Source organism: Komagataeibacter xylinus NBRC 15237 (assembly GCF_001571345.1).
Lineage (GTDB): Bacteria > Pseudomonadota > Alphaproteobacteria > Acetobacterales > Acetobacteraceae > Komagataeibacter > Komagataeibacter xylinus.
In genome coordinates, this window is record NZ_BCTP01000023.1 from 13,904 (window position 1) to 40,022 (window position 26,119).

General features: G+C 60.4%; 28 protein-coding genes. 5 read left to right on the plus strand and 23 right to left on the minus strand.

What is annotated here, in order from left to right; genetic code table 11:
* Positions 1 to 109: 109 nt before the first annotated feature.
* The 23 genes from GXY01S_RS18150 to GXY01S_RS10300 form a co-directional block, all read right to left on the minus strand.
* Positions 110 to 853: a hypothetical protein gene (locus GXY01S_RS18150; protein WP_146222782.1), complete on the minus strand. Its 744-nt coding sequence runs from the start codon at positions 851 to 853 to the stop codon at positions 110 to 112.
* Positions 854 to 1,049: 196 nt separating this feature from the next.
* Positions 1,050 to 1,367 (minus strand): hypothetical protein, encoded by a 318-nt coding sequence (locus tag GXY01S_RS10205; RefSeq protein WP_061274745.1) that lies wholly within the window; start codon positions 1,365 to 1,367, stop codon positions 1,050 to 1,052.
* Positions 1,364 to 2,677 (minus strand): DUF1173 family protein, encoded by a 1,314-nt coding sequence (locus GXY01S_RS10210; RefSeq protein WP_061274747.1) that lies wholly within the window; start codon positions 2,675 to 2,677, stop codon positions 1,364 to 1,366. Before GXY01S_RS10210 ends, GXY01S_RS10205 begins: the two co-directional genes overlap by 4 nt.
* On the minus strand, positions 2,674 to 5,016 hold the full coding sequence (locus GXY01S_RS10215; protein ID WP_061274749.1) for a type IV secretory system conjugative DNA transfer family protein: 2,343 nt from the start codon (positions 5,014 to 5,016) through the stop codon (positions 2,674 to 2,676). The genes GXY01S_RS10210 and GXY01S_RS10215 overlap by 4 nt, the downstream gene beginning before the upstream one ends.
* A gap of 3 nt (positions 5,017 to 5,019) precedes the next feature.
* A complete protein-coding gene (locus GXY01S_RS18970) occupies positions 5,020 to 5,214 on the minus strand; it encodes a hypothetical protein (RefSeq protein ID WP_255210415.1) in 195 nt (64 codons plus the stop codon).
* Between the two features lie 421 nt (positions 5,215 to 5,635).
* Positions 5,636 to 6,781, minus strand: coding sequence for a secretion/conjugation apparatus DotM-related subunit (locus GXY01S_RS10220; protein ID WP_061274751.1), 1,146 nt, complete (start codon positions 6,779 to 6,781; stop codon positions 5,636 to 5,638).
* Positions 6,778 to 7,287 carry a lytic transglycosylase domain-containing protein gene (locus GXY01S_RS10225; RefSeq protein WP_061274753.1) on the minus strand — a complete coding sequence of 170 codons (510 nt, stop codon included), beginning with the start codon at positions 7,285 to 7,287 and terminating at the stop codon, positions 6,778 to 6,780. The genes GXY01S_RS10220 and GXY01S_RS10225 overlap by 4 nt, the downstream gene beginning before the upstream one ends.
* The gene (locus GXY01S_RS10230; protein ID WP_061274755.1) at positions 7,284 to 7,706 is read right to left on the minus strand and encodes a hypothetical protein; all 423 of its coding nucleotides are present in this window, start codon (positions 7,704 to 7,706) and stop codon (positions 7,284 to 7,286) included. Before GXY01S_RS10230 ends, GXY01S_RS10225 begins: the two co-directional genes overlap by 4 nt.
* Positions 7,703 to 7,951 (minus strand): IcmT/TraK family protein, encoded by a 249-nt coding sequence (icmT, locus tag GXY01S_RS10235; protein ID WP_061274757.1) that lies wholly within the window; start codon positions 7,949 to 7,951, stop codon positions 7,703 to 7,705. The genes GXY01S_RS10230 and icmT overlap by 4 nt, the downstream gene beginning before the upstream one ends.
* Entirely contained in the window at positions 7,951 to 9,114 is a 1,164-nt protein-coding gene (locus GXY01S_RS10240) for a type IV pilus twitching motility protein PilT (protein WP_061274759.1), read from the minus strand. The genes icmT and GXY01S_RS10240 overlap by 1 nt, the downstream gene beginning before the upstream one ends.
* A complete protein-coding gene (locus GXY01S_RS10245) occupies positions 9,111 to 10,151 on the minus strand; it encodes a type IV secretion system DotC family protein (protein WP_110570418.1) in 1,041 nt (346 codons plus the stop codon). Before GXY01S_RS10245 ends, GXY01S_RS10240 begins: the two co-directional genes overlap by 4 nt.
* Positions 10,144 to 10,602 (minus strand): DotD/TraH family lipoprotein, encoded by a 459-nt coding sequence (locus GXY01S_RS10250; RefSeq protein ID WP_061274761.1) that lies wholly within the window; start codon positions 10,600 to 10,602, stop codon positions 10,144 to 10,146. Before GXY01S_RS10250 ends, GXY01S_RS10245 begins: the two co-directional genes overlap by 8 nt.
* A 106-nt stretch (positions 10,603 to 10,708) precedes the next feature.
* A complete protein-coding gene (locus GXY01S_RS18975; RefSeq protein ID WP_255210416.1) occupies positions 10,709 to 11,314 on the minus strand; it encodes a hypothetical protein in 606 nt (201 codons plus the stop codon).
* A gap of 39 nt (positions 11,315 to 11,353) precedes the next feature.
* On the minus strand, positions 11,354 to 13,792 hold the full coding sequence (locus GXY01S_RS10255) for an ATP-binding protein (RefSeq protein WP_255210417.1): 2,439 nt from the start codon (positions 13,790 to 13,792) through the stop codon (positions 11,354 to 11,356).
* 13 nt (positions 13,793 to 13,805) lie between these two features.
* Complete coding sequence (locus GXY01S_RS10260; protein ID WP_061274763.1) at positions 13,806 to 14,471, minus strand: hypothetical protein; 666 nt, start codon at positions 14,469 to 14,471, stop codon at positions 13,806 to 13,808.
* Positions 14,472 to 14,484: 13 nt separating this feature from the next.
* Positions 14,485 to 14,961, minus strand: coding sequence for a hypothetical protein (locus GXY01S_RS10265; protein ID WP_061274765.1), 477 nt, complete (start codon positions 14,959 to 14,961; stop codon positions 14,485 to 14,487).
* A gap of 97 nt (positions 14,962 to 15,058) precedes the next feature.
* Positions 15,059 to 15,604, minus strand: a complete 546-nt coding sequence (locus tag GXY01S_RS10270) for a hypothetical protein (protein ID WP_061274767.1) — start codon at positions 15,602 to 15,604, stop codon at positions 15,059 to 15,061.
* A gap of 12 nt (positions 15,605 to 15,616) precedes the next feature.
* Positions 15,617 to 16,813: a hypothetical protein gene (locus GXY01S_RS10275; RefSeq protein ID WP_255210418.1), complete on the minus strand. Its 1,197-nt coding sequence runs from the start codon at positions 16,811 to 16,813 to the stop codon at positions 15,617 to 15,619.
* Positions 16,814 to 16,880: 67 nt separating this feature from the next.
* Positions 16,881 to 18,125 carry a DotG/IcmE/VirB10 family protein gene (locus GXY01S_RS10280; RefSeq protein WP_061274769.1) on the minus strand — a complete coding sequence of 415 codons (1,245 nt, stop codon included), beginning with the start codon at positions 18,123 to 18,125 and terminating at the stop codon, positions 16,881 to 16,883.
* Positions 18,125 to 19,093 (minus strand): DotH/IcmK family type IV secretion protein, encoded by a 969-nt coding sequence (locus GXY01S_RS10285; RefSeq protein WP_370664431.1) that lies wholly within the window; start codon positions 19,091 to 19,093, stop codon positions 18,125 to 18,127. Before GXY01S_RS10285 ends, GXY01S_RS10280 begins: the two co-directional genes overlap by 1 nt.
* Before the next feature lie 2 nt (positions 19,094 to 19,095).
* Positions 19,096 to 19,734: a DotI/IcmL/TraM family protein gene (locus GXY01S_RS10290; protein ID WP_061274772.1), complete on the minus strand. Its 639-nt coding sequence runs from the start codon at positions 19,732 to 19,734 to the stop codon at positions 19,096 to 19,098.
* A gap of 133 nt (positions 19,735 to 19,867) precedes the next feature.
* A complete protein-coding gene (locus tag GXY01S_RS10295) occupies positions 19,868 to 20,632 on the minus strand; it encodes a hypothetical protein (RefSeq protein WP_255210419.1) in 765 nt (254 codons plus the stop codon).
* 411 nt (positions 20,633 to 21,043) lie between these two features.
* Positions 21,044 to 21,835: a helix-turn-helix domain-containing protein gene (locus GXY01S_RS10300; protein ID WP_169797741.1), complete on the minus strand. Its 792-nt coding sequence runs from the start codon at positions 21,833 to 21,835 to the stop codon at positions 21,044 to 21,046.
* A 201-nt stretch (positions 21,836 to 22,036) separates the two neighbouring features.
* Here GXY01S_RS10300 and GXY01S_RS10305 point away from each other — a divergent pair, with 201 nt between their 5' ends.
* From GXY01S_RS10305 to GXY01S_RS10320, 5 genes are read left to right on the plus strand one after another with little or no spacing between them, the layout of a single operon-like run.
* Positions 22,037 to 22,459 carry a hypothetical protein gene (locus GXY01S_RS10305; RefSeq protein WP_061274777.1) on the plus strand — a complete coding sequence of 141 codons (423 nt, stop codon included), beginning with the start codon at positions 22,037 to 22,039 and terminating at the stop codon, positions 22,457 to 22,459.
* A 53-nt stretch (positions 22,460 to 22,512) separates the two neighbouring features.
* Positions 22,513 to 22,902 (plus strand): hypothetical protein, encoded by a 390-nt coding sequence (locus GXY01S_RS17185; RefSeq protein ID WP_242013130.1) that lies wholly within the window; start codon positions 22,513 to 22,515, stop codon positions 22,900 to 22,902.
* Between the two features lie 59 nt (positions 22,903 to 22,961).
* A complete protein-coding gene (locus GXY01S_RS10310) occupies positions 22,962 to 23,495 on the plus strand; it encodes a hypothetical protein (RefSeq protein WP_174520946.1) in 534 nt (177 codons plus the stop codon).
* Positions 23,495 to 24,679, plus strand: coding sequence for a hypothetical protein (locus GXY01S_RS10315; protein ID WP_061274782.1), 1,185 nt, complete (start codon positions 23,495 to 23,497; stop codon positions 24,677 to 24,679). The genes GXY01S_RS10310 and GXY01S_RS10315 overlap by 1 nt, the downstream gene beginning before the upstream one ends.
* 9 nt (positions 24,680 to 24,688) lie before the next feature.
* On the plus strand, positions 24,689 to 26,101 hold the full coding sequence (locus tag GXY01S_RS10320; RefSeq protein WP_061274784.1) for a hypothetical protein: 1,413 nt from the start codon (positions 24,689 to 24,691) through the stop codon (positions 26,099 to 26,101).
* The last annotated feature ends 18 nt before the right edge of the window (positions 26,102 to 26,119 follow it).

Genomic DNA, 26,119 nt, shown 5'->3' on the forward strand with positions numbered 1-26,119 from the left:
CCGCTTCACGTTTCTTGAGCGGACAGGCAGTTCAGGGGGGGGGGAAGCGGAAGCCCCGCTGTCGATTGCTGCAGGTAGGTATTCTGAATTGAGATATATTGCGAGCGACCTAACTCTCAGGTTGCTGCTCATAATCGCCCCAAATCTCGGTCGCGTCGGGAATATGACCGTCTGGCCTGCACATCCTTATGAACCAGTCCTTTAGGGCGAAATCGAGAATCAAATTCAGATGGTGGACGCACCTGATTGACTCGCAAAAGTCTTCCTGCTGCCGATCGTAATCTTTGGGGCCGATCACAAGTTGGCCATGCAGGATATCTCCGCTACCCAAGTCTTCCATGCGCATGACCGAGCGAATATGACGCCCAGAGAAATGAATATAGCCTGATGTTTGTTTGTAGACATCTTCGACCCACGGGTTTCTGGTCGTTAACTTATCGACGAGGAATTTGTCGGTCATTTTATGACCGTCCGCATCTTTCATGCGGTTGATCTGCGCCCCCATCAACACTTCATGACAGAAGCTCTGGTGGTTGGCCGCCCAGAAACCGGCGTAAAGTCGAAGCAATGTGTCGAGATGCATGCGAACCAACGGTAACGCACATAATGAATTCTGCTGTTCGACCATTGTTCTGAAACCAGATGAAACTGCGAGCGCACGGTTGCCTACACCAAAACCGAACAGACATGCACTTGTGATAGCCTTAGGTGACATGTGTTCTTGACAGGTCTTCCGGATTAGATCTTCAGAAGCAATTAGCGCTGCTAGAGCATCTACGTAAGAAACATTCTCGGGCATTGGTAAGCGAGCATCTGGTGCTGCAAGGTGTGCCCCGTATTTAACACGGTCCATCGTCACTTTGGCCTTTCGTTGCATTTCGGGAAAGGCTACTTCAGCTACTCCAGAACCCCATAGCAAATTCCATTTCGTGGTTAAGTGAACCACAATTACGCAAATTTTTAGTATCCGCTATATGGAAAGCTTTTCATCCTGCTGTATGTCCACCATGAGGGCGTAAGCAGCCGTCATTGCAAAACGCGTTACCTTCTCAGTTCTGCCAACCCGGCACCACGGACCACGCATCCTTCAGAGCTGCCGTTACGACCCCGAGATCCTTGCCCGTCGTCTCCTGCCGGTAGCGCCTGTCGCCTGACAGAGCATAATACCGCTCTCTCAGGGCGACGATGTCGCCGGCAAACTGCCGGGCATAACCTCGAAGCACTGCCATCGCGGACGTCTCCTCCTCGCGATACTGCATTATGTGGTCGCGATAAGCCTCGATCGTCTCGACTGAATCTGTATCCGGCTCGATCCGGATCAGTTCAGCGAGAGCATTATGGACGTCATCATCCGAAATTGCCGTCATGGGGTGCCTCTGTTTCGGGCTGGCGGAAAAGCAGGAATGCTGGTTCGTGCGGTTGCGTCCCATGACCACCAGCCTCCTGCCCCGAAGGTGGTGTTGTAGTAATCCTCTTTCTCCGCACGCCGGGCCATGTAAGCTTCATCCGTGCGTCCAAAGACTTCCATGGGATAGCCGGCACTCCTGACGGTGTCCTGGAGAATGAAGTCCGGAAAGACCAGTTCTTCTCCGGCATCGAAACGAAGTGGTTTCTCGAAAGTTCTGTCCGTCGCCACGAGAGCTTCCGCGACCGCCAGCTCATAACCGCTCTCGACCGGGATCATCTCTGGCGAGACCGTCATCAGAGCAGCCGTCCTGACTTCCGCCTGAATCCAGCCCTTCCAGCGACTGTCCGGCTTTGTGATGTGCTGCGCAGTCACGTAGAGCAATGCGGCCACCCGTGCCCGGCGCTCTGGCTCGGGCAGCGCAAGCGTTGAGACCGCCAGCCGGTGCGACCGGACGAGGCGGTTTCTCTCGGCGGCCGGCAATGTCAGAAAGCAGCGATACCCGTTGCGCTGACCGTTCAGGGTCAGAGTGAAGTCGCTCCCGTGTCCCGGTTCGATAGCATCAACAAACCCGGCGAGGAAAAGGTGATTTTCCTTTCCTTCAGCCCGGACGATCGCGTGCAGACGCCGCGCAAATCCTTCGTGGTCGGGGGCAACCGGGCAAAGGAGATCGGACAGGGGTCTTTTCTGTGTCCGGATCCGGGTTCCGGCCGAGGCCACCCGCCCAAGAGCAGCGGGGATGGTGCGATGCCTGGCAAACTGCGGCTTCCACTCGGCGAGGCCGGCGCGCTCCCACAGCAGATTGAGCAGCCCGAGGGGCGACATACGACGCTGTCTGGCTCGACCTCGCCGGTCCGGAGCAGGCAGAGGCGTTTCATCGACCGGCTGCGGCGGTCCTTTCCGGCGCAGACCGATGGAGAGGGTAACGGACACATCCCCGTCTTCCTCTTCCCGGATCACACCGGACACATAGCCGGCACGGCCGCTCTTCCCGGGATCGGGCTTGTAGAAGGGGCATGTCTTTTCATGCAGCGGCCCTTCATTTGGCCAGACGGCGAGATGATAGGTGTCACTGTCGGCCCGGTAGCGGATTTGCAGCGGCAGGACTGCGCCGCGATGCCGGCACAGACATCGTGCCTTGTCGGCCCGCGCCGCCTTGCGGCTCTCATCGTATTTCGCCTTCAGGCGGCGCTCCCAGCGTTCGGGATCGCTCTGGCGCCATTCAAGCCGGAAACGCTCGCCGCCTGGCAGGATGATGATTGTGTCACTCATGCGGCCGTACTCTCGTGGAGAGTTCTGATTCGCGCGAGGATCTCTTTCTCGGTGAGACCGGGAACACCCGCCTCTTCCTTCCGCTCGCCCTTTATCAGGGCGTCACGGACACCGAGAATGAGGAGCGCCTGACGCCGGGCGACGCCGGGCTGGTGGTCCAGTCGCCGTTCTATGCTTTCCAGACGACCCAGAAGCTGGCCGTCGATTGGGGGAAGTGTTCTGGGTGCGGCCCGGAATCCTTCTCTCCGAACGGCAGCGGCGTCCCGGAGCATGTAGGAAAACGGGGTCAGGATTTCGGTATCGCCGTTGTCCTCACCTTCGCCGTCATCGTTGGCGCAGGGAAGCTGCCCCGAGGCGCCGGCCACCACCTCGGCAATCTTGCCGAAGTTACGTCGGATCTCCTCGGGGCTTGTACCGAAGCGGGGGACCGCTTCCTGCAGCGCCAGAACGTCCGGCTCGTGGCGGGGCGTCGTCAGCTCGGACTGGAACAGGCCGCCCTCGATCGTGGCAAGAAGGGCCAGCGTCTGCTGATCCGGGGCGACCCGATTCAGGTCCAGCGTCGAGGGGAGCATGACCGGCTGGGCCATGCGGATCGCGCCCGCGCGTCCGTTGACAGCGGCAAAGAATGTTTTCGAGTGGACGATGCGGCCCGCATACATCGTGATGGCTTCGCCTTCGATCAGCCCCTGGAGATCCGCCCATGGGATACGGGCCACTTCCCGGACTTCCGCGCCCCGCCCCTCGCGGTAGCTTCCTGCGGAGTTGCCCTCGAAATGCATGGCCTGACTGACCTCAATCCGATCGCTCTGCTTCTCTATCCACTCCCGCGTCCGCATGGCGTCCTGCAGGCGCATGGCGTGGGTGAGATTGGCGTTGCCGAGCAGGGTAAATGCCTTGTCGCCGATGCGTGTCGTGAGACCGGGGAGGTCCTGAAAGCCGAGCCAGAACATGCAGTTCAGACCACGACCCATGGCGAGCTGGCGATCCATGCCGTCCGTCACATAGGCAGCAAGCTCGTCATAGAAAAAATGGAACGGCGCATCGCCAGATCCCGCCTTGAGTTTGAAGACTTCCTCGGCCGGTCCGTCGAGACGCGCACCGAGCAGCTGCGCCATCACACCGCGTCCGGCTGCGACCACGATCTTGCCAAGGCCAGCCAGCGTATCGGACGAGTTTTCCAGCGCCGGCAGGGTGACAACCAGAATGCGCCGGTTCAGCACCACGTCGCGCATGTCGATGTCGGGGATCTGTGCCCGGAAGATATGCCCGAGGCTCACGCCGAGCTGCGTGAAAACCCGGGTGAAATACATTTTCGCGTAGCCATGCTGTTCGCTGGGCTTGTTCTCCTTCTGCTCGTTCCACGCGAGCGAAGAATCATATCCGGGCAGTTCGCCGAGATAGGCCTGGGCCGGATAGAGAATGTCATCCGGGATTTCCGGGACGCTGACTTCAATGGGGCGGTCTGAGCCGGGATTGCGGATCAGGAACACCCGATGCCGGGCGAGCGTGCCGATCCAGCGCAGTTCCATCGCGTAACGCATGGTTTCAATGTTGATCGGCACGCCGTGGGTATCGCGCATCCAGGCGAGGACGGGTGCGATCGTTCCGGCAAGCCCGACCGCACGATCCCGGAAGACGCCGTTCGCGTCGTTGCTCGACGGCTCGCCGAGCTGGCTGACCAGCATCTCGCGGATGGCGTCACCGTTTCCGGTGGCGAACGGATTGAACGTGTTGGACTGGCGGATTCCGCTTGCGGTCAGGAAATTGAGGTTGAGGACCTGATCATCCAGACCGAAGCGCCGAGCCAGCGCGAGAACGTCCCCGTGAACGGTGTTGTCGCCTTTGCCGTCGATCAGGATGAAACCGGACCCGTGCGCCAGAGGGTTGGCCAGAAGGGAAATCGCGGATGTGGTCTTGCCGGCGCCGGTAGTGCCGGGAACGGCCGCGTGCTGACGTGCCGCGTCCGACGACAGCCAGAGCTGCTGACCGGTCAGGCCATCCGTGCCGAGATACATGATCCCGGCTGCCGGACGTGGCCGCCGCGTTTTCGGGTCGAGATCATGCGCATCCTTCAGACCGGAATATTTTGGCAGGTGGAACGGCAGCACCGGACGGCGCGTGATGACCCAGAGGGTCAGGGCGAGGGCAAGCGGAAAGATAATCCCGACGGTCACGGGAGCCAGCACGCAGAGCCCTGCTAAAATCAGGAGAACAAACCCGGACGTACTGGAGCGCAGTTCCTCTCCCAGGCGCGCTGTGAAGGGGCGCGTATCGCGATAGGTGGCACCGTGTTTCAGTTGCTGATGGGCCTGCGGACCACCGATCTCGCGTTTCACCATCGCTCAGTTTTCCAGGCCAAAGGGAGATTTTTCAGCTCCGACTGTCGGCGCAACGGGTGCTGTCGGGGCCACGGGAGCGACCGCTGCCGCTGGTGCGGCCTTCGCCCCGCCTGATGGCTGCGGGAAGGCGACGACAGGTTGCTGTGTCATGGCGCGGCGGGCGGCTTCGATCCGCTCTCCGGGCGTCTGACCGGTCATGCCGCCGACCGTATTACCTCCACCAGGTATCCGGGCACCTGGAACATACGTGGATGCCACTCCCGGCACCCCACCAGCCGACACAGGAGATCCCGGCAGCGGGGGCAGAAGAGTCGCCTGTGGCGGAACGCTTCCTGTCGCAGTATCGGCGTTATCGGGACCGGGAATCATCGCCGGACGTGTCCCGAGAATGACGATGGCGGCCAGTCCTCCGGCGACGAGTGCCGGGAGAGCTTTCTTCCACGCCCGTCGCGGGCCGGTCGAAGGCGCGGGAAGTGCCGGCACTGAGCTGTTCGTTTCTGCCTGCCCGACAGCGGTGCCAAGATGAAGGTGGAGAGGCTGCGTTCCGGCCCCATCCAGTTCGATGGTGACGGGAGCGCGGCCATCGGAATGAACAATGATGCGGGTCATGATGGCGTCCTTATGCTTCGGGGGTTGGGCGCAGAATGGCGAGCGCGCTTTCGAGGGCGGGTGTGTAGATTGGACGCTGATACCGCCGCTCTTCGTCCCAGTGCGCCCTGGCGCCCGCCGCCTCGATGCGCGGGTTGGGATGGAGATCCTCGGCGGCAATTTCCGAGGGAAAGCCGAGAGCGTGCAGTGCGTACCAGAGCGGCCGGTCGATCAGCTTCACGATAGCGAAAGAAGGAGGCGCCAGCACGCCGGCGCGCCGACGGGCCTCGTGCAGCAGGGTCATGAGAGCGGTTACGGTCCAGCCACTACGCTCGCAGACCGTCTCGATGCAGTTTGCGATTTCCCCGTTTTTCAGGGCCGACCGGGCACTTTGCAGAACGGCATCCGGAACGGTGAGCGGGACGAGAGGACCGCGTGCGCCATCGAGACCTATATCGGCCAGACCGGTCGACAGGTCACCGAGCAGGGCAAGGGCCTCCTGGCGCTTCTGGAGGTAGTGCATCGCAAAGGCGACCAGCAGCACCTGTTCGACAGGTGACGCCGCCCTGACTCCGGACCAGTGCCGTCCGAGCTGCCGGGTGAAAGCATCGAGTGCCCCGACCTCGCTGTAGTTTCCCTGCGCATCGACTGCGAAGCGGGCTCCCCACTCGGCGCGGGTGAGCGCCGGATCTGCCGGGAGCGGTGCACCGTCGGCGGGCGTAACCAGCTTGTCCAGACGGCGGCGGACGAAGCCTTTCAGCGTCGGAAACATTTCGGCCTGGACGGCGATCAGTCCTTCGAGATCGAGAGCCTTTGCAAAGCGCTGCGGGGCGGCGCGCCACATGCACAGACCGCCCATACCTGCAATCAGAATGGCCACTGGCCACCTCATGGCATTTCCAAGGATCGCAAGACCGTAATAGAGCTGGACGGCCCGAACGAGATCGGGACGATATTGCGCCGCCTGAAGCTGGAATTTCAGTCGCAGCAGATCCGGATCTGACGTGTGCAGCAGATTGATCTGCGCGATCATGGCCCGCAGATAGAAAGCTGTGATCTCCGTGTGCCACAGACCCCAGGCCATGTAGCTGAACAGCAAAACCCCCACGACGATGATGATCGAGGAAAAGAGCAGGTAGTCGTCACTCGATGACCACGGAACCCGGTTCGTGCTCATGACCGCTCTCCCTTCCGGCTTCTGGTCATCATTCTTTGCGTGATCTCATAGAAGCGGCGGAGATACGCCTCGCCGTAGCGGGGCGTGTGCGAGTGGTAGAAGGCCACGGCCTGCCAGAGATCGCCATGGGTCTCCCGCATCGCCTGTCCGAGGATCCAGGCGCCGGCCTCGATATTGGCGCAGGAGCTGTCGCGCAGAGCCGCGTATGCCCGCTCATGCGAGCTGTGCCAGCGTCGGGCGATGCGATCGACCCATGTCGTGTTGACCTGCATCGGGCCGAGATCCGCTGTGCCGTTGCTGTTCGGGCTGACCATTCCAGGGCGTCCGTCCTCGACATAGAGCAGGACAAGCAGGACGCCGCGTGGCACGCCGGCATTTTTTGCTGAGGCATTGAGGCAGGCGGCTATCTGCCGTCCGTTCTCTTCCGCGCTCTGGGCGCGGGCGGCCGGGCTGGCGGAGAGGAAGGCTACGGCAGCGACCGCCGCCAGAACGATCCGGGGGCTCATGTTGCCCCCTGCAGGGCCGGTGCGACATCGGAGATCCGCCCGTGGGCTTCGCCCCAGAAATCGATCAGGTGATTCAGGACGAGCGCATCTTCCACCTCGGCGAGGCGCAGTGTCACGTCGATCAGACACAGCATGATCACGGTGAAGGAGCCGGCACGAACCGCGCGCACCGCGTAGCCCAGGGAACTCGCGGGTGTCGGGCGGACATCGAGATCAAAGCCGGTGCCGGTCAGCTCCAGCCACAGGGCTTCCGCGCTGATCAGGAACACGGGCAGGTAGGCTTCCGGATGCACCGCGTCGTCTATGGCAACGGCGATACGCCTGCCGGTTTTGCGGTCGAGCAGCTCAATGGGTCTGGCTGTCTCATCCAGCAGCCGCGCCATCCCGGCGCTGATGGCCGGCAGACTGATCGTGCTCATGAATACCGCCTCCTGCGCCATGTCGGCAGAGCGGTGCGCACCGGACCGATGAGAAAGCGACGCATGGAGCGGATCGCGGCCGGCAGTGTCAGCCCGAAGAAAGAGATGGTGCCGAAGAAAGCGACGCCGAAGATCCCGATCAGCAGGGTGGTCAGGCTCCAGTGCGTCACCGATATGAGAATGGGAAAGCAGCTGCGGGCATCAAGAATGAACACCCGCACGGGGTAGGCTGTAGCGCGCCACATCAGGCATCTCTCCTTTCTTCCGCCAGAGCGGTATCTTCGGTGATCAGATCGGCTTCGAGCAGTTTGCGGATGGCCTGCCCGAAGGACTGGCCCTGCGCTTCGACCGCATCGGAGACCACGTCGGGCCAGTCCGACGGCTCGGTGCGGGTCAGCTTGCGACGCAGATCCCGGTCAAAAGTCAGGAATTCCCGGATGGCGACCCGGCCGCCGCCCTTGCGGGGCACCAGGCGCTGGTTGATGCAGAAGCGCAGCGCCTGAGCGAGAGCCGAGACGAGATTGTCGCGTTCCGAGGGTGGGCACAGCGCAATCGCCCGCTGGATCATCAGTGCGACGCTGTCGGCGTGGATCGTTGTTCCGAGGATGCCGCCCATCATCGCGATATTGATGGCGGCGTTCATCGTGTCTCCGTCACGACATTCCGTGATGATTCCGTCAGTCATCTCGCGTCGGGTCAGGCTGCGGGTGAAGGTCGGAAAGGTCAGGGTGGGCGGCCGGATTTCCGTCTGACTGATCTTTGATCCGGATGGTGGACGCAGATCATCCAGCAGGAACTCGATCGGCTCCTCTCCGGTCGCCATGTCGCAATACACAGTCGGATCCATGAGTTTTTCGATGGCAAGCCCGAACTGCAGCGTCGTTTTGCCCGAGCCTGTGGCGCCGCCAAACAGCACCATGCCGCTCCTCAGCCTGTTGGTGTCACGGATCTCCTGCTCGACCATCTGCTGATCGAGAGTGGCCGGGCGGGCGGGGATCGGACGCATGATGATGTGAACACCTGAGCCCCGCTTCACCGAGATCGGGGTGAGGTTCATGCGGAAGCGCAGATTCACTTTGCGGTCCAGCGCGACGCTGTAGGCTGTGTCGAGAATATGGCCCACGCCCAGCATGGCCATGCCGTCTGAGGCATAAACATGCCCGACGATGTCGGCCAGAGTGAGGGAGTCCGTTGCCTTCCATGTTGCAAACTGGATCACACCATGGACCTTGATCGTCACAAGATGTCCGGTCTTGATGTCGATGCGTGACGCGCCGAGGCTGTGCGCCCAGCGAAGAAGAGAGTCGAGACCCGGCGCATTGCGACGCCGCTCTTCCACCCAGGCGAATTCCTTTTTGCCTTCGTCTGGCCAGCGATCTTCTGTCACGATGGGAGCAATGACGTTCATCGGCAGTGCTCCGGATACCCGTAATCGTTACGACGCCGGATATGGCCCTGCAGGCCGGGCTGGCTGGTGATCCGGATGGTGCGGTCGTTCAGGTGCAGCGTGTCACCGCCCCCAACGGCGTCCTGATGCTCGAAGACCACGCGGGGCTCCTCGACCCGGCCGGCATTGAGCAGCACCCGGTAACGGGCCATTCCGGTAATATCGCGCTGCAGACGGGACAGATCGGAAAGAAAAATCTCGGTCGCCTGCTTTTCTCCGTCCGCCCAGCCTTCGGCAACCCACTGGTTCCAGTGTGTCACCTCGGCCTTTGTCTGGGGCAGCACGGCCGCGACGGGATGATGCGGCTTTCCCCACGTCCGGACCAGATAGGTGCGCCAGTTGGGCGGTGCCGAGGTGAGCTGCGCCTCGCGGGTGATCTCGAAGACGCATTCCGTCTCATGCGCGACCTGGCCTGTATCGTTCAGCGCGAAGGCCATCTGTGCTTCGGTGACGATCGGGGGCTGCATCAGCGCCTGACCGTCGCCGACCGGAAGCACGATGGATCGGAAATCATAGGTTGCATCCAGTGTGTCTTCGTATCGGCGCAGCATTTCGTTGATCGCGAAGGCCCGGGCGGCAAGCCCGCCCTGTGCGCCGTAAGTATGCGCGGCTTCCCGGAGCTGGGCGCCTCTGCCGGGTTTCAGGTCATCGCCTGGCTCGTCGTTGGGCCGCGCATTCTGAAGTGCTTCGAGTGAGGGCGGTGCCTCGCCGCCGACCACCTCATCCAGTGTAGCTGCACCCGTTACGGGTTTGTTGATCGGATTGGCGAGAGCCGGATCTGCCTGATCGACCTGATCGGCTCCAGGCTGAGGCGGCTGCGGTATCGGTACAAGCGTGCCGCTCGGGGCTGCCGGAAGCGAAGGAGACGACGTTGGCAGCACGACGTGCCGGCCTTCTTCGACCACCACCTTGCCGACAGAGGCTGGGGCGGCATGAACCACACGACCCGTCGCGGCGGCGATCAGGGCTGTGGAAAGAAGGAGTGTGATTTTACGCATGCCAGGCCACCGTGATTGCGTGACGGAGCGGATCGACGGAGACCGTGGCCTGTTCACCGGCTTCCTCGCCCAGGGTGCGCAGGATGTCCACGACGGGAGCGACGCTGTTGGTCGTGACGCGGAGCGTGCGGGTGCGGCCGGTGATGGTCACAGTGTAGCCGATCTCGTGGCCGAGTTTCGTGACGGCATCCCCGAGCGGGCCATTCCAGGCAAACCAGATACGACGGGTCAGATCATCGGGAAGCGGCACAGACGTGGCTGGCGCCGCCAGCGGTGTCGGACGTATATTCCCGAGTTCCCGCAGATCGGTGGTGGTCGCTGCGATTGATCGTTGCAGCGCCAGTTCGGGACTGGCCATGCCCGTTGTCGCCACGGGTGAAGGCGGTGGCAGCTTTCCGGCACAGGCGCTGAGGGCGACGGGCAGAAGGAAAATGAGCAGAGGGCGTTTCATGGGCTTCTCCGGATAATGAAGAGAAGCTTCGGATGGCATCTTGCGACCTGAGACGAAAAAAGCGGTCATCTGACCGCTTTTTTCGCATTTCTTTGCAAATCGGAATCTATTCAGCGGCGATGGCGAACTCCTGATGCTCGTCAATGGCACGCAGCGTTTCATACAGGCCTGCCGCGACACCCCTTCCCTCCACGATTTCGTCGGCCAGTTCGTCCAGAACCCCGACGAATGCTTCCTCAGTAGCGAGCCCGAGATCGTTCATGCGGTCACTCTTTCTCCTCTCGATCTCGCTGTTTGCTGAACCTGAGGGAAACACAGTCGCCAGCATTCGCAGAGCGCGGGCGAAGTGGATCCGTTTGTAAAGACGTGCGCGCAGAGCAGTGTCCCCTGGTGTCGTGGAAAAAGACCAGAGCTCAATTGGTCCCAAGACGTTAATCAGAAGCTGCTCATATTTTGCTTCGCCGGCAGACATATCCACGAAGAACGGGGCTCCATCTTTCCCCGGACCTGGCAATGCGTTCCGGATAACATAGGCGCTTGCATCAGACAGCTTGAATCGTTTGATGAGGCTGTCCGCTGTCTCCTGATCGCCACATTTGAGCACCCATCGGGCCGTTGAAATCTTGTACAGATCCTCACTGAAGTCAGTATGGTTCTGCGAAATGAAGCAGAGCTGGACGTTATGCTTTCGACCTTCGCGACCGTCACGCACTGCCTGTCGGTCTACCTGAGGTGCAGGTTCCGTCCGGTGTCATTCATCGAAGTCGAGACGTTTGAGCGTCTCATACATTTCGGTGAAGCGCGCCAGGTGATAGTCCCGCATGGACGCGGGCATATTCGGGTCATCCGCGTAATCGGGATGGAGGAAGAAATTCCGGGCCAGAATCTGGCGGCCAAGCATGTACATCAGGGCCGTCTGCCGGTTCGCTCCCGGCGAACCTGAGGGTGCCACCTCGGCGAGATCGAGAACGATTACGCGCGCGTTGCCCATATCTAGCTTTGTGGGCGACGCCAGCATTGGAAAATTCTTGATCACGTTCATGATGTAGCGGTCGAACGTGTCGATCAGACTTTCACCGGTCTCCAGCGTGATCTTTGAATACCGCTTCTCGATTTCGGGACTGCGGGCCGCCATCAGAAGATCCTGCAGGATGGGGACCGCGTGACGCTGGGCGAAGCCAGCGAGACGATACTCCTTCACGTCGATAAGGGCATTAACGACATCGCGCCACCAGGTCGGTTCGTCCTCACCGGCATGATGGGGAAGGCTGATTCCAAGTGACATGATTGCCGCATCGACCTCAGGTTCTATCCCCGGAGTATAAATCTTCGGAGCGCCACCCTGGACGCCGGTGCAAAGCCGATAGGCCTCATCAACCACATCCTCCACCAGATGATCCATTCCCTCCCACGGCTTACCTTCCAGGGGCGTGGCGAGAAGCGAGATAAAATTCTGCAGGAAAACGCGCTCAAGCGGCAGCGGATATTCCAGCCCGACCTGCGTATCGAAGACGTTGACCTCAAACCCCGGAATCGCCTGCATCTTGACGTAGACGGCTTCGTGCTGACGCTCGGGACCGAGCGCATTGCGCAGCATCTCAATGAGACCACGCGAGGATGGTCCGATGTCGAGCTTACCGATGAATGGGAGCTTCGTTCCGTGGCTGCTGATCGCGGCACTGCTGAGGATCAGTCCGAGCAGAATGGTGTTGGCGAGAACGGACTTGCCCCCACCAGGCGGCGCTACGATGATGTCCACAACGGATGGGCGCAGGCCTCCCCCGGTCGGATCGTAAGGCCAGATTGACCCATCAGGCTTACGGAAAAGAATGGAACCTCTCTGCCAGGGTGACGCACTACGCGCCCAGGGCATCATTGCAAACGCATCACCGACCAGCGCAAGCGATGACGTGGCAGTGGAACCGAGCGAGAGGCCGGGGACAGACCCCATGGCAGCCTCCAGCGGATCGCCGGAGATGCGCGTCGTCTTGCTGTTACCCCATGCGTCGATTGCCTGAGCGAGATCCGAAGCCTGCCGGCGCAGTTTCGCGTCTTCCCCGATTGGCGCCCACGTTGTGGCCGTCATCCTCATTCGTACGGAATTGTGGTTGTTTTTCTGGCGCTCGTGCTTGAGCGTCGCGAAGGCGCGGCGGATGTCGCCGTTTCCCGGGAACATTGCCAGAAACCCTGCACCAGCTTCCTTGAATCCGAATGCGGCACGTCCGCCTCCTTCAAGAATCATTGCGCTTCGCCAGGGCAACCGTTTACGCCCGAGCACGCTGGACAATTCCGCAAAGGGTCGTGGATCTTCGGGGCCGATTGCCATATCGACCGGGGCGTACGTGTAATCGCCGACCGTGACGAGCTGGCCGCCTTTCGTTTCCGCGTCGGCGTTGAAAATCTGATCCCGGATGGCGGGCCAGAGCAGGCCTTGTGGGTGAGGCTTCGGATCGTCCAGATCGTCCGGAAGACGCGGCATAACCCGGTCTCCCAGCAGGGTCGGCTTCCATGCGGAGCCAGCCGTTTCACGGTAGATTGCCTCGCGCGCAACCTGAAGAGCCTGATGCGGATTGAGGAATTCGCAGGAAATATCAAAACCCTGCATCGTTGTCTGCACACGCGAGATAAATGACTCGTGCCGAGCGGCCATGATGTCTGATCGTACCGCGAAGCGCTGGCTGTCTCCGACACGCGGGAACTGGGCGGCGAGGGCTTTGCGCTCCTCAGCGACCTGTTTACGGTCCTCTCGCGTCAGAACGCTGGGTCTTGTCCACAGGACATAGTATGTGGCTTCCCAGCGCATGACATTTGGCCAGCGGCGCCGCCTCTCACCGATCACGTCTGTCAGATCAGCGCCAATCTGACGGGCAATCGAACGGCAGCCATCAAGACTGAGGCGGTCAATCTCGATGCCTGATCTCTCGGGATCAGAGATGTACCAGCCGACGATGGCATGACCGCGCTCTTCCAGGAGTCCCTGCAACTCGATACGCTGCTGTTCAGCCAGAGCCTCCACTTCCTGGCGGGTACACATCCGGCGCAGGCCGTTTATGCGAAGCATGGAGATATACTCGCCGCGTTTTGTGACGAGATGCTCGCCGTGTGTGCTCTCTACGTCGCAGAAGGAGGTCAGGGGCTGGCGCAGCCCGAGGCTGATGCTCGCCAGCAGACCGGAAAGGATGCCACCCATCAATATCGTCCTGTTATAAAATGGCGTGTGCGGGACCGGCGTTGTTCCATTCCCGGAGCAGCGCCGGATAGATGTCGGTCGCGCCGTCATAGAGACGGCCGAGGGGAAGAATCCGCAGACCCTTCAGAAGATTAGCGATGCTGGCTTCCGTTTGAGGCTCAGACCGGTTCGCCATCAGCAGAGCGGTCGCCAGTAAGCGGGGAGACGTTGTTTCGAGGCGGCGCCGGGCCTCGACGCTCCGCGCCTGAAGCGCACGCAGAACAGAGACAGGCGCCTGGCAGCGCACGGGGATCATGCCTGCGTCCGCTCCGGTCGCAATCGCATCGATCAGACGATGCCATGCAGTGTTTCGCCCGGTTCCATCGTCTCCGAGTGCCCCGATGAGTGTCTGATGAGCACAGCGGACCAGAGTCATGATCCGTGTCTGAGGGAACTCCGGCCACCATACGAGTACGGCTTCGCGCTCGATTGCCGGACGTGTCAGGTTCTGCAGAATGTCGCAGACAGCGCAGACGCGGCCGGAGCCGCGTCTGTCGTTGTTCCAGAAATAACTGCGGCCGGTTGTGGCCAGGCCGCAGCAGGCACAGGTGAAATGGCCCGGCACCGCCTCCCCGGAGCTGAGCGCTGACGGATCCCAGGGACGTGGCAGTATCTGGAAAGATGAGGTGGAGCGGGCCATTTCAGTCCGTGCCTTACCCGCCGCTGCCGGATGTGAACGTGTAGGCTTTCGCCTCGGTGCCGACGGTCGCCGCGCCACCCGATGCCGTATTGGCGGCTTTGTTGATCCACTGCGGGCCGGTTGCGAAAAGGCCGCACAGTACGATGCCTGCAACGGCCATGCCGACCTTCCCCGGGCTACGGTTCTGTTCGTTGCGGCTCTGCCATGCCGCCCAGACACCAGCGATGAAGCAGATGAAGGCGGCAATATACATTGCGGCTGCGGCGACAAATCCGCCCGCCGTGAGGCCTTCCTGGGCTGTTGCCTGCATCTGCGCGCCGATGCCGTTCGTGCTGCCCGTTGCAGTCTGGGCAAAGGCATGACCGGCGAGGAGAAGCGGGGCAGAAAGTGCGCCCAGTGCGACGAGGGCACGCGGGCCATATCCGTTGCGCGCAAGTGCCGGACGCGACACCCGCGCCGGCACCATCATGTTGACGTGAGAGAGGTTCATGTTCAGGGCTCCATTGAGAGAGGGATCATGTCCCTCAGGAGCATTTGTCCGGCCCCAACATGCGACTTCGAACGCTTTTTTCAAGAAAAGAGTGATTTCAGCTCGACGTTGTCCAGTGACTGAGGATCCATGTCGCTTCCTTGACTGGATTGAGCAGAATCACACCGAAGATGAACTGCAGCAGGCAGCTCAGTTTTGAGCGATTTGTCTTTCCGGTCGCCGAGGCGTTCCACGCGACGACTGCCATGAATGCAGCCCAGGCCCCGAACATTTCAAAAAACAGCGCAAAGTCGCTGACGATTGACAGAATGGCGTCTTCCGGCCCTGTGCCGGAAATCACGCTGTTAGCGGTGGCGTCTGTATAGCCGGTGACCGACGTCCCGAGTGCGACCTGCGTACCGAGACCGGTCGAAGCGCTTGATTTGGTAAGGATCCTGTCAAACGCAGCAAAAACACCTGAGAGAACAATCCCCAGCCACGGCACCCACGGTTTGCCCACAAACGGGTTCTGGGGCTGGCGCTGCTGCCACAGACCCCAGGCTCCTGTGAGAAAGGAAATCCACGCCGCAATGTAACAGGCCATGGGCAGAAGCCAGGCCATTCCGAGCGCGAGATCATTGACAAGATTGACCAGACCTTGCACGGCGCGTTGTCCTTACTGGATGGTTCCATGTTCGGCCTGGATCACCCAGAGCGTTCCGCGCTGTGAAATTGCGCGCACGCGGCCATACCCCCGCAAATCCGTGCCGATCTGAACCTCAGACTGCGAGCCTTGCCCGGCCGGTGCGCCGTCATCCTGCACCATGGCAAGCTGGGGCGAGGCGGCGAGGATCCTATAGTGCGGCGTCCACGTCGCTGGCGGCGGCAGGGGCGTCTCATGCACCTTCGATGGCGCTGGCGTCCCTGATTTTGCCGGCGTCGCTGCGGAATGCGGCTCAGCAAGCGCGGCTTCAAGAGCAGCCCGCGCCTTCTCCGCTGCGGCCCGCGTCGCCGCCAGCCCGTCCGAGGGCGGGGCCTCGGCATCCGCGACAGCCTTTTTCGCTTCGAGCAGAGACATGCGGCGATTCAGATCCGCGGACTTAGCGGTGTCCGAAATACGCAGGCGATCGAGATCCTGCCGCAGGGCCTCGATCTCGCTGCGGGTCCGCTGCACAAGGGCGGCTTCTTCCGTTACGAGCTGAAGGACCTGCACTTGATCATCAGGCGTCATCGGAGCCGCCTGCAGGCGCGCCGCCTTATGAACCGCGTCCTCTGGCGGAGTGCTTCTCACAGGTGTTGCGTCAGGCTTTTGTGCGGAAGGGATTGCCGCTGGCGATGTCGGTATCGGTGCTGCATCGGGCGTTCTGACCACCGGATGTGGCGGTGTTTTCATCGCAAGCATCGCCTTGAGATCATCGCTCTCAGCCTGAGGCTGTGTGACCTGAGCGGTCTGGGCAGGCTGCGGCGTCGCGAGGGGCGGCTTGCTGATCGGCTGGGCCGTTATCTGAGCTGGCGGAACGGAAGCGGGCGTAACACCAACCTCCTGCCCGACTGGAGGCGTTGATCGCCCTGAGAGGCTGATAAACAGAAATACGGCGAGCAGGCCCGTGACGGCCGTAGCACCGCCTATCATGAGCTGCTTGCGGCGAGGAAGTGCCGTGAGACGGGCGATAACGCGCGCAGACGAAGAGGCTTTTTCCGCTGCTTCTGCGGCGCCCGGTTCAACGTCGGGCCGGATTTCGCCAGTCTCCTCAGGCTCAGATGAAGAGTCCGGATCGGGGGCTGTGCCGAGTTTGCGGAAAGGGAGCGGGCCGATACCCCTGTCCGCGCTGAACGGATCCCGGGGCGTCGGAGCGATGGCGGCTGATGTCATGGTGAATCCTGCCTTCTGATGGAGAGGACAGAGAATTCACCGACATCATGCGACCAGCGTGCAAAAATTACTTCGTCCCGATAACAGGTGACATGAAGATCACCCCGACGCTGACCTGCGCTGCGAGATTGACGCGGGGCTGGGTCGGCATCTGTTGTGTCAGAGCGCTGTTCACCTGTGAGGCAGCAGCACCGGCCGCCACACCAATCTGTTGCGGAAAATTGAGTGACTGCACGTAATTGACATTACCCAGCGCCCCGATCGAACCGGTGGTGTTTGATGTCATCTCGATAGCCTGCCCGAGCCCCTGCACAAACGCAGCCGCAGCAGGCAGAACAAACCGTTCAAGGTAAAGCTGATCGACGCTGGATGCGACCGCAGCTTCCATCGTATCAGGTGCAACCACCACGCCGTCGACGTCAATGGGTTTTGGCTCTGCCTTGTGGAAGACCTGTTCGACATGAACGACAAGCCTGTTCAGGTGTCCGCCCGCGCGCCGGACCGAGGCTTTCATCCTGTCACCGGCGAGCGGTCCGGAATCCGCTTCCAGAATGATTTCACCGCCGAGATCACTGTTTGTCGCCGAAACCGTATGAGCAAAGATGCCGCGACCGGCGGGAACAAGGACGCGGGGCGAGGTGCGCTGTGAATTGGCGGTTGCGGCCGAGGACGGCGCCGGGGCAGCCGCAACCTCCTTTTTCCGGGTGCCCGTCATTTCCGCCTGCTCATACATGACATCGGTGACCGGGAGGCGTCCGTTAAGACGCCCGGACAGGTCCATGATTGCGCGCCTGTATCGCGCAAAGGCATCTTTCTGCTGCTGCGGATCACGTGGAACTGCCGCCCGGAAGCCCGGATCGGTCTGCACGGGCACGACAGGCACGCTCGGTACCACGTAAGGCGCGTGGGGAGCGGGGGGAGCTGCGGGCTTCGCCATGGCCGGGTCGGCTTCATCTCCCGAGCCAACCTCCTGAGCTACGGCAAGCTGAGGAGGCTGATGCGAGGGATGGGTCGGGGTGCCCGGCGCTATATCCGGCGAATAGGATTGCCCGGATGTCTGCGCGTGCTTTGCCTCATCCCGGATCTCATCCTCACGCAGCGCCTGCTGCCGTGGGTTTGAATTCAGACCACCTGGCAGAGGATTGGCTGCCGGTGGCCTGCCGGGATCCGAGCGCGGAAGTTCCTTGTGATGGATGGACGAAACGAACAGCGTAATTCCGAGCAGGGTGGCTACACCCCCGATTATGGCGAACAGACGGCGGTTTCCACCGCGAGACGCCTGGCTGAAGACTTGTCTGAATTTGAGCTTCATCACTGTGCGTCCCTGATATGAGCGGAGATTGTTCGTCCGGCATCGGAGAGAAGGACCACTGGAGATTCATGAAAGGCGTAGAGGGTATAACCACCTTCACCATGTTCCATGCTGTCTGAGGAGGGTGTCATAAGCAGAAGTCGGGTCCGCAGATAGACTTCATTGCCGATCCGCCAGGCCCGCACGTCGTCGGGAGGAATGCCTTCAACAGCAAGTGGCACCGCCGATGCCGGCGGAACGCCACTCAGCATCGCGTTCATGTAGGGCTCACCGGTTGCGGGTGCTCCTGGACGCGTGTCCACTGGTTCCTTCGCATTTGGTCCGGCCTCAGAAATCCGGACTGTGAGGTTGTCATCGTAGGATCCACGCCCAGCGATCAGCAGAAAGGAAACAGGCTTCGGCGCCCCCTGCAGGGTGACGAGAAGACCGCCCCTCGGCTGGAGCGAAATCGGCTCTATATTGATTGTATTGGACCCTTTGAATGGGACGCATGTGTAGAAACCGGTTGTCTCTACAGCGGGATTTCCTGATGTGGCCCCCTTTCCGGATGCGCAGTTCGTGCTTCCGTCCGGGTTGGCTGAGTTGCCGGACGTGTTCCACGCGACTGGCCAGGGCTGGCCGGTGCTGTCCACAAAAGACAGCGCAGTCGGGTATCCTTTGGTCGTAAAGATCAGACTTGTTTGCTGGCCGGGGGCAAAGGACACACGGATCGCCGGACGGGCATTCGGTGTCGCAAATTCAGTGCTGACCTGTTCTTTCGCCCGGCTGACGGCCTTCAGCCGCTTGCCGAGGCGAAGAATTTCCTCGGGCGTGAAGGGAATGGCATCGTGTTCCGCGTCGTCTTCGGCCTCCTGCGCCGGGTCCGGGGCGGTGGCTACCCGCGCGGGGCCGGTTTGCGGAGCCTCCTGGGCTGATGCGAGTGGCGGGAGCAGAACCAGGGCGACCGGAAGGAAGTGGCGAAGTTTCATTGTCATCCTTCCCTCCCCGAGGAGACGACAAGCTGCTCGATCGCCAGCCCTTCCGGGTGATCGAGATCTTCGACACGATCAATCGTGACAGTTGCCATCAGCATCTGCGTGTTTTGCTGATTGACGTTTTCGCAGGTCTGGATGAACGGAAACTGCACCACGTAGCGCGAATGTCCCTGCACGACGGTTTCCGCACGCACCGTCGCTGCCCGGGTGGGTTGTGCGTAGCAGAGTAGTTTTGCTTCTTTGAGTTTCGAGAGATTCCCTTGTGTTATGAATGATTTTGCAAACGTGTTCCATCCGTTGAGAGTGTAGTGAGCCCCTGCCGTGTTCATCTGGGCTGGAAAATCGCGGTAGTTGATGTTGTACGGCGCGATAGCCCATTTGACCGCCCAGCCAAGGAGCTGGTCCTGGCCGAGCACCGGACTTGTCAGCGCCACGGCCGGACGCGGGGCGTTCTGGCCGTCCACGAAAAAGTACAGTGGCTCTGGCGGGTGCGCGCGGACATAGGCATCATGGGCGGTGAAGGCGACAACAACCACAGCCAGTGCGACGTTCAGCATCAGGGATCGGTCCACCACGATGCCCTGAAAATCGGGATCGGTGAGCCGCCGCGTCACTGCGGAACTAAACAGCTTCATGACCCGCCTCCCTGAGACGGGGGCGTCGAATTACCGGAAAACATCTCTCTGCCCTCGTGTGCTATCAATGGTGAGAGCAGGTTCTGATCTTATCTTGCGACCAACATGGTTTTTTTGCGGGTTTTTCCGCTTTTTACGCAGCGATTCCATGGACGGCGGCAACACTCCGTCGATACCGTCGGCTCACCCGGTCGCCACCCTTTCGGGTTGTCCAGAAAAAGCACCCGGCCTTGCACAGACATTCCCGGCGAATGTAATCGTGCTCGGCGATATAATGCTCTGCTTTGGCTGAGATGAACCAGGGTGTCTTCTCGCCCTTTCGAGGGGGAAGCTGTTCCCAGCTGCTCTGCGACTTCAGGGCGCTCTCGGAGATCAGAAAGTCCCGCGCTATCTCGGTCGGACTCTGAAAAGCGAAATGACGGTAGGCGATCTCTATGTTGGCCGCTTCATGCCAGCGGACTTTGTAGCCGCCTTTATGCGCTGTTAGTTTCAGGCGATTGAGGCTGTGCCTGATGTACCATGTGCGTCCACGCCGTTCCTCCGGTGTGAGGAGTGACGCCTGCTCCCATGTCAGGATCACCTTCGGATCAGCGGGGATGGCGCCTCGCTTTTCAGCCAGAATCTCTGCTTCCTGCACTTTCGAAATCCTGACCCGCGCTGGCAGGCTGAGATGACGTCTCTTCGAGGAAACGCTGGCTGGCGAACGATTAAGCAAACCTGAAATTTCAGACGCGCTATCGCCGGACATCCATCGTTGTCCGAGAATAAGCAACTCGTTACGAGACCATGCACCTCTTCGATCCGGTGTTTCATAGATGGCTGACTGCGGACAGTATTTCCACTGCGAGAGTGCCTCCTCGACGTCCTGAGTGGCAACAGAGAGCATCGTTGCAACCAATGTTATGTCCCGAAGCATCGCATACAGGGAACGGATAGTATCGCTTGTCGCGTAAGCCTGAAGCCAGACGAATGTGCCTCGTTTGAAAACCTGACCAGATGATGCCTGCCGCATAAGACCAGCCCCACGTTATCGTCATGATGAGACGAAGGTGCGTAATATGGGAATAACAGTCCTGCACCACGAATGGGAAGTCAAGAAATAATGTTCCCGGTATGACATACAGGTAATCACGTAGATTTTGGGGCGTTTGATGTCGGTGAATGCGTGCGGGATCAGGATGCGGCGATAGCGCGCGGCTTTTGCCGAAGGCTGCGCTATCGCCTTTTTGGTCTATTTCAAGATGTTAAAGGGCTGCAGGGAAAGGGGAACACAGATTCCGCTTTTTACGTCTGCAGCAACAATGTGCGCTTAGATGGACGCTGGCGCGCCGAGGGAATCCCTCAGGCTGTTGAATACGAATTCAAGGTCATCAAGCGCGTAAAGGTGCGTCTGAGCCTCCACGGCCCAGGCTGCCACATCGAGGAGTTGCATGGCGTTCTGGTCGTCATGGGTTCCGGGAATCAGCGCAAATACGGAGACAGCCAATCCCTCAGCCACCTTATAAACGGTTTCCATGCTCGGATTTCGATGCCCGGACTCCAAAAGGGAGAAACTCGTGAGCGATGTGTGGGATCTCTGTGCAGCCTGGTTCGCCGAGTAGCCCCTGAGCGTCCGATAGATACGCACCCGACGGCCAAAAGATTCAAGAATGTCGGAGCGGGTCTTTGGTTCATAAACCGCGCCACGCCGATAATGTTCTTCCGCGTTTTTCATTGGAAGCGGCGCGAGTTTTATTGCGTCTTCTATTGTATTAATAAAGTTTTTTATCTGAAATATAGACCTCGCGTATTCTGACGATTTAATTGCCTTGGATAATTTAAGTAGAGACTTGCTATCCGGGTAGTTTGCTATGTCTGTAATTTCGCCTGGTTGTTCCGGAAGTATCGATCTTGGGTCGAGCTGATAGATCCTCAATACAGTAGAGAGCGTATCGAGCGACACAGCGCGACCCGCTTCAAGAGCACGGATTATCGAAATGTGCATTCTGGCTAATTTGGCCAGATGCGACTGTGACCAGTGCAAGCTTTCGCGGTGCTTTTCCAGTTTCTCGCTCACTGTCTCATAAAAGCGACCGCCCTCAAACAACGCATCGACCTGCATCTTTTCGCTTCCATTCAACATTCTCGTTCACTTTCTGAGCAGGTTAAGCTTCAAAGGAGGGCTCCTTTGCAGAAAACACGATACTGCGTGCGGCATCTGCAACAAAGTCTGAAAGAGGCATGAGGCGTATCGCGCACTTATTTCTTCGAGGTCGCAAGAGTCCCTGCTCGTCTTCCCAAGTCACATCAGGAGACGAGATCCATGCCCATTTTCCGTGCCGCCGCGATGATTGCCGCTCTTAACAACGGCTATGTCGTGCCAGCTGCTTTTCAGGTTGTTCAGTCGCCGCCTCTTTTGTCCGTACCCTCAGGCAACGACGGAGCTGTTTCTCAGAGACCGTTACCGGACGAAAACAGAAGTGAAGAGGACGGCACCAGACCGATTGTATCCCACTTTCGCCGGGCCAACGGTTACGGACGGCAAGTTCCGCTGCGTTTTGCCGTTCGCCAGATCGTTCCTCGTGGGGTCACCGTGACGTTTGCTCCTGACATCGATACCGAGGCCCCGGTTGACTGGCAGGGCGGACGGGAATGGAACAAGGTACTGGCATCGTCGGTGGCTCAGGCCGGGGATGTCATTGATGTGGGGCACAACAAAGTTACGATCCGCCGCCGAATTCGCTGAGTGGTCGCATGATGGGCGCGCACCTTCCTTCGTAATCAGCCGAGGAAGGTCTCATGCGAACACCCCAGCCTGTCCCGAAAGCCGGGGCACAGCCTCCGATGCCAAATGTCGCGCTTACCCTGGACGCGCTCGGCGATCTCTGGCGCCGCATCGGCGGCAACGAAATACTGTGCCGACTTGACCGGGATCCGGCCACGCTTGCGGCGTGGCATGCCGCGTTGTCATCCGTGGCTCCACATGAATGGCCGGATCTTGTTCGATGCCTGGAACCATTGATACCGGGTCTTCGTGGGCGGCGGGACCTGCTTTCTCCCGATAGCCCATTCGGCCACGGCGTGATTGCCGAGAGCCGTCGTCAGGCTCTCCAGCGCATCCTTGCTTCGGAGCGCATTTCCCTGCTGGAGACGATCACCCGCCCGAAAAGACGTCAGGAGGCAGCATGACCCGCTTTGCGTCCTCTGCGCTTTCTTCAGCGGTCATTGCGGCAGCGCTTTTTGTTTCGATGCCGACGTTTGCTCAGACGGCCGCGACCGGCGCCGGCGATTCAACGACTTCGACGGGAAGTGCCGGATGCGCCGCGCTGACCCAGGCGGCCGCGACTGCAGTCAACGAGCGAGTGCAGGCCAACGATGCCTATGAAACTCAGCCAGACAGCGTCAACGGGCTGTCCTGTCTCAGTAATTTTTTCAGCGACACCGGGTTGAACCTTATCACCAACGGTCTGGATCCTGCGGCGCTGCTTGAGGCCGTCGAGGGCCAGATCGGTGGCCAGATCTGTCAGGCAGCTCAGGCGGCATGGGGCAACGCCATGGGCTCGACCCAGTGCGGGCTCAGCCTGTCAGGCGTCAATCTTGGGCTGGGTTTCGGCTCCAGCAGTGGGTTGATGTGTCCGAGCCTGAACTTCGGCGGTGGGGGTCCGACGCTTGCAAACATCAACGCCGGAACATCGAGCGGCGCCACTGACCTTTATATCAATGGCTCTCCTCAGCTTCCGTCCGGTTACAGCCTGGATAATCTCATGGACGGAGTTTTCTGATGCGCAAGCTGCAGACAGTCGCGATTGCTGCCGCTTCCTGTGTCTGCGTCCTGGCCGTCGCTCCGAGGCCAGCACACGCCCTGATCAGTGAGGCGGCCGTGGTCGCCGCGATCAAGGCGCTGCAGAGCTTCACGGGCAACGCTCTGAACACGATGACAAAGAATCTTACAGATAGCATAGATTCGAATCTCACCAGTCTGACAAACCCAAATTCGGTCGCCTCCCTCCTGACGAAGGGATTCACGCAGACCGCCAACTACGCAAAGGCTCAGGTGGGGGCTCAGTCGCAGCTTATCGACGCGCAGGACGCTGCGATGGCTGGCTTCCTTCGTCGTCAGCAGGAAACAGAGATCCGGGACGAGCACATGATGAGCCCGGAATTCTGCGCGGGCCTTGACGCCCAGCAGTCCACCATTGCGGCGTCCAAGGCGTCACGTTCGGCGGTCATCGCGATCACGAAAATCACCGATCCCCGGGGAGAGGCAAAGAAAGGCACGCCGTCCTACTATGGCAAGTCGCAGGGCTCTGACGCCCTGACATCGCTTCATCTTCGCCGATACTGTTCCTCGGACGACGTTGATGCGGGGCTTTGCACTGCGGTGTCCCAGAATCCCGACGCTGACCAGCACGCAGCCAGTTTCTTTGCATCGGATACTCTGTCAGCTGACGGCGGAGTGGACGCGGCAAATGATTACGCGACGACCCTCATACAGCCGATTGCCCCTGCCGCGCTGAGGGGAGAACAAATGACGAGTATTCGTGGCCGGGAGGTCGCGACACGTCGTCGGTCCTATAACAGCCGGATGTCGCTGGCCCGCTGGGTTGCGGCCTACGTCACGTCCCTCGGCGTTCCTTCCGTGACGCTGACCAGCGATCAGAAAGCGGAAATGACGGCTCAGGGCCAGCAACCCCTTGAGAAAGCCTCGTGGCTTCAGGTGATGGCTCTGGAAGTCGGACGACGTGTCTCCAGTGTGGCCTGGAACGCATCTCTCCAGAAAATGCCGCCTGCCTCGCTCCTGCGTGAGATAGCCACCGAAATGGCGCAGTCCAATTACCTCGCGCTGCAGAACTACAGGCTCGGTCTCTATCAGGCGACCATGAGTGCCACCCGCATCGCGCAGGAAGAGGAGGCTGCCTTCAGGGACGGCCTGACCCCGATGCCTTCCCCAACCATCAACCCGTAGAGGCCCACCATGTCTGAAACCATGCAGAAGACCAGCGACATTGAAGACGTCCTGAAGGTCCTTGATCGCGTTCAGTCTGAATACAAAAAGCAGGCGCCCGGACAAGCCGCCGCGTATGAGAGGCTGCGTCAGGATTCCCATGAACCGGGCGCCGAGAGCGACCCTCAGTTTCGCACCCGTGTAGCCTATGCCATGCAGGATGTGGAGCGTCTCTTGGGACCGACGCTGCAGAGCGATCACCCTCTTCACTCTGAAATGAGCGAGCGGGCCGCCCACTACCCAGGCCTGACTGAGCCCGCCGTGGCCGCCATGATGCAGGAGACACATCGTCTCAAACAGCCTGTCGTGAATGCGATCCGCAGCCTCGCAGGCGAACTGGTGGAGGGGCGTCAGGATCCGGATCACCCGGACATCGCGCACACCATCGACAAACTGAAAGCGACAGTCTTTCCGGAGCCCGGCGCGAAATCGGAGACGGAGCACACCCATAGCGCCGAGGTGCCCCGCGATAGCAAAGGTGGCCCGGATTCAACAAGCCGCTCTGCGTCGCCGGGCGGCGGTAATCCACCAAATCAGGAGTCACCAGCGGCCGGTAAACCCGAGCAGAGTCACTCGTCGGATCCACATCAGGACACCGGACCAAAGACGGCAGGCGGCGAGAAAAATGCGCCGGAAAACCGATCCACGGCCGAGACGAATACGGCCCAGGGAAAAGAGGAACCGAAACGAAAGGACGAGAAGCCCGAGGCCACGGAGCGCGAGGAGGTAAGGGTCATCCGGGGCGGTGGATTTGCCAGGCTCGCAGAAGCGATCGGCTCACGGATCGAAAGCCAGCCCGTGAATCCTGGGCCGTCCTGGATGGAAAAAGCCGCCGATTTCAGCGCACGACTGCATAACGCACGGGATGAGAAGAGTCTGGAGGCGACAGAAAGGCTGGGAAAGGACGCCGTGGAGGCGTTGCGTGAGATTAAAGAGCGGCCAGCCTCCTCCATCATGGCCTCGATCTCGGACGCGGCCAGGAGCGATCCAAACGGTATGGCCGGCGTGCTGTCCGAAATGAAAGCGGGCGGAAAATACGCCGATCTGCACAGTCAGTTTGTGACTGAAAAGCAGAATAATCAGGCCTTCGCGGCACAGCTGGAAAACGTAAGCAGCAAACTGGAGGCATACGGAAAAGGGCGGGAAGCCGCCGAGGCAACAGGGCAGCGTATGGGAATGCCAGGCAGTGTGACGCAGCGATTCAATCAGATTGATGCCGAGATCGGCAAGAGCGCCGCCGAAGTGCCTGGGAAAAAAGAGGGAGCCAGTGCGCTGGAAGAGATGAGCGAAAAGGTCCGCGAGATGGTCCAGAAGGCCGTCACCGCCGTGACTGATTTCATGAAGCGGATGAGTCCCGGACCGTCTAACAGCCCGTCACCTTAATTCCACCGTCGCGAGAAC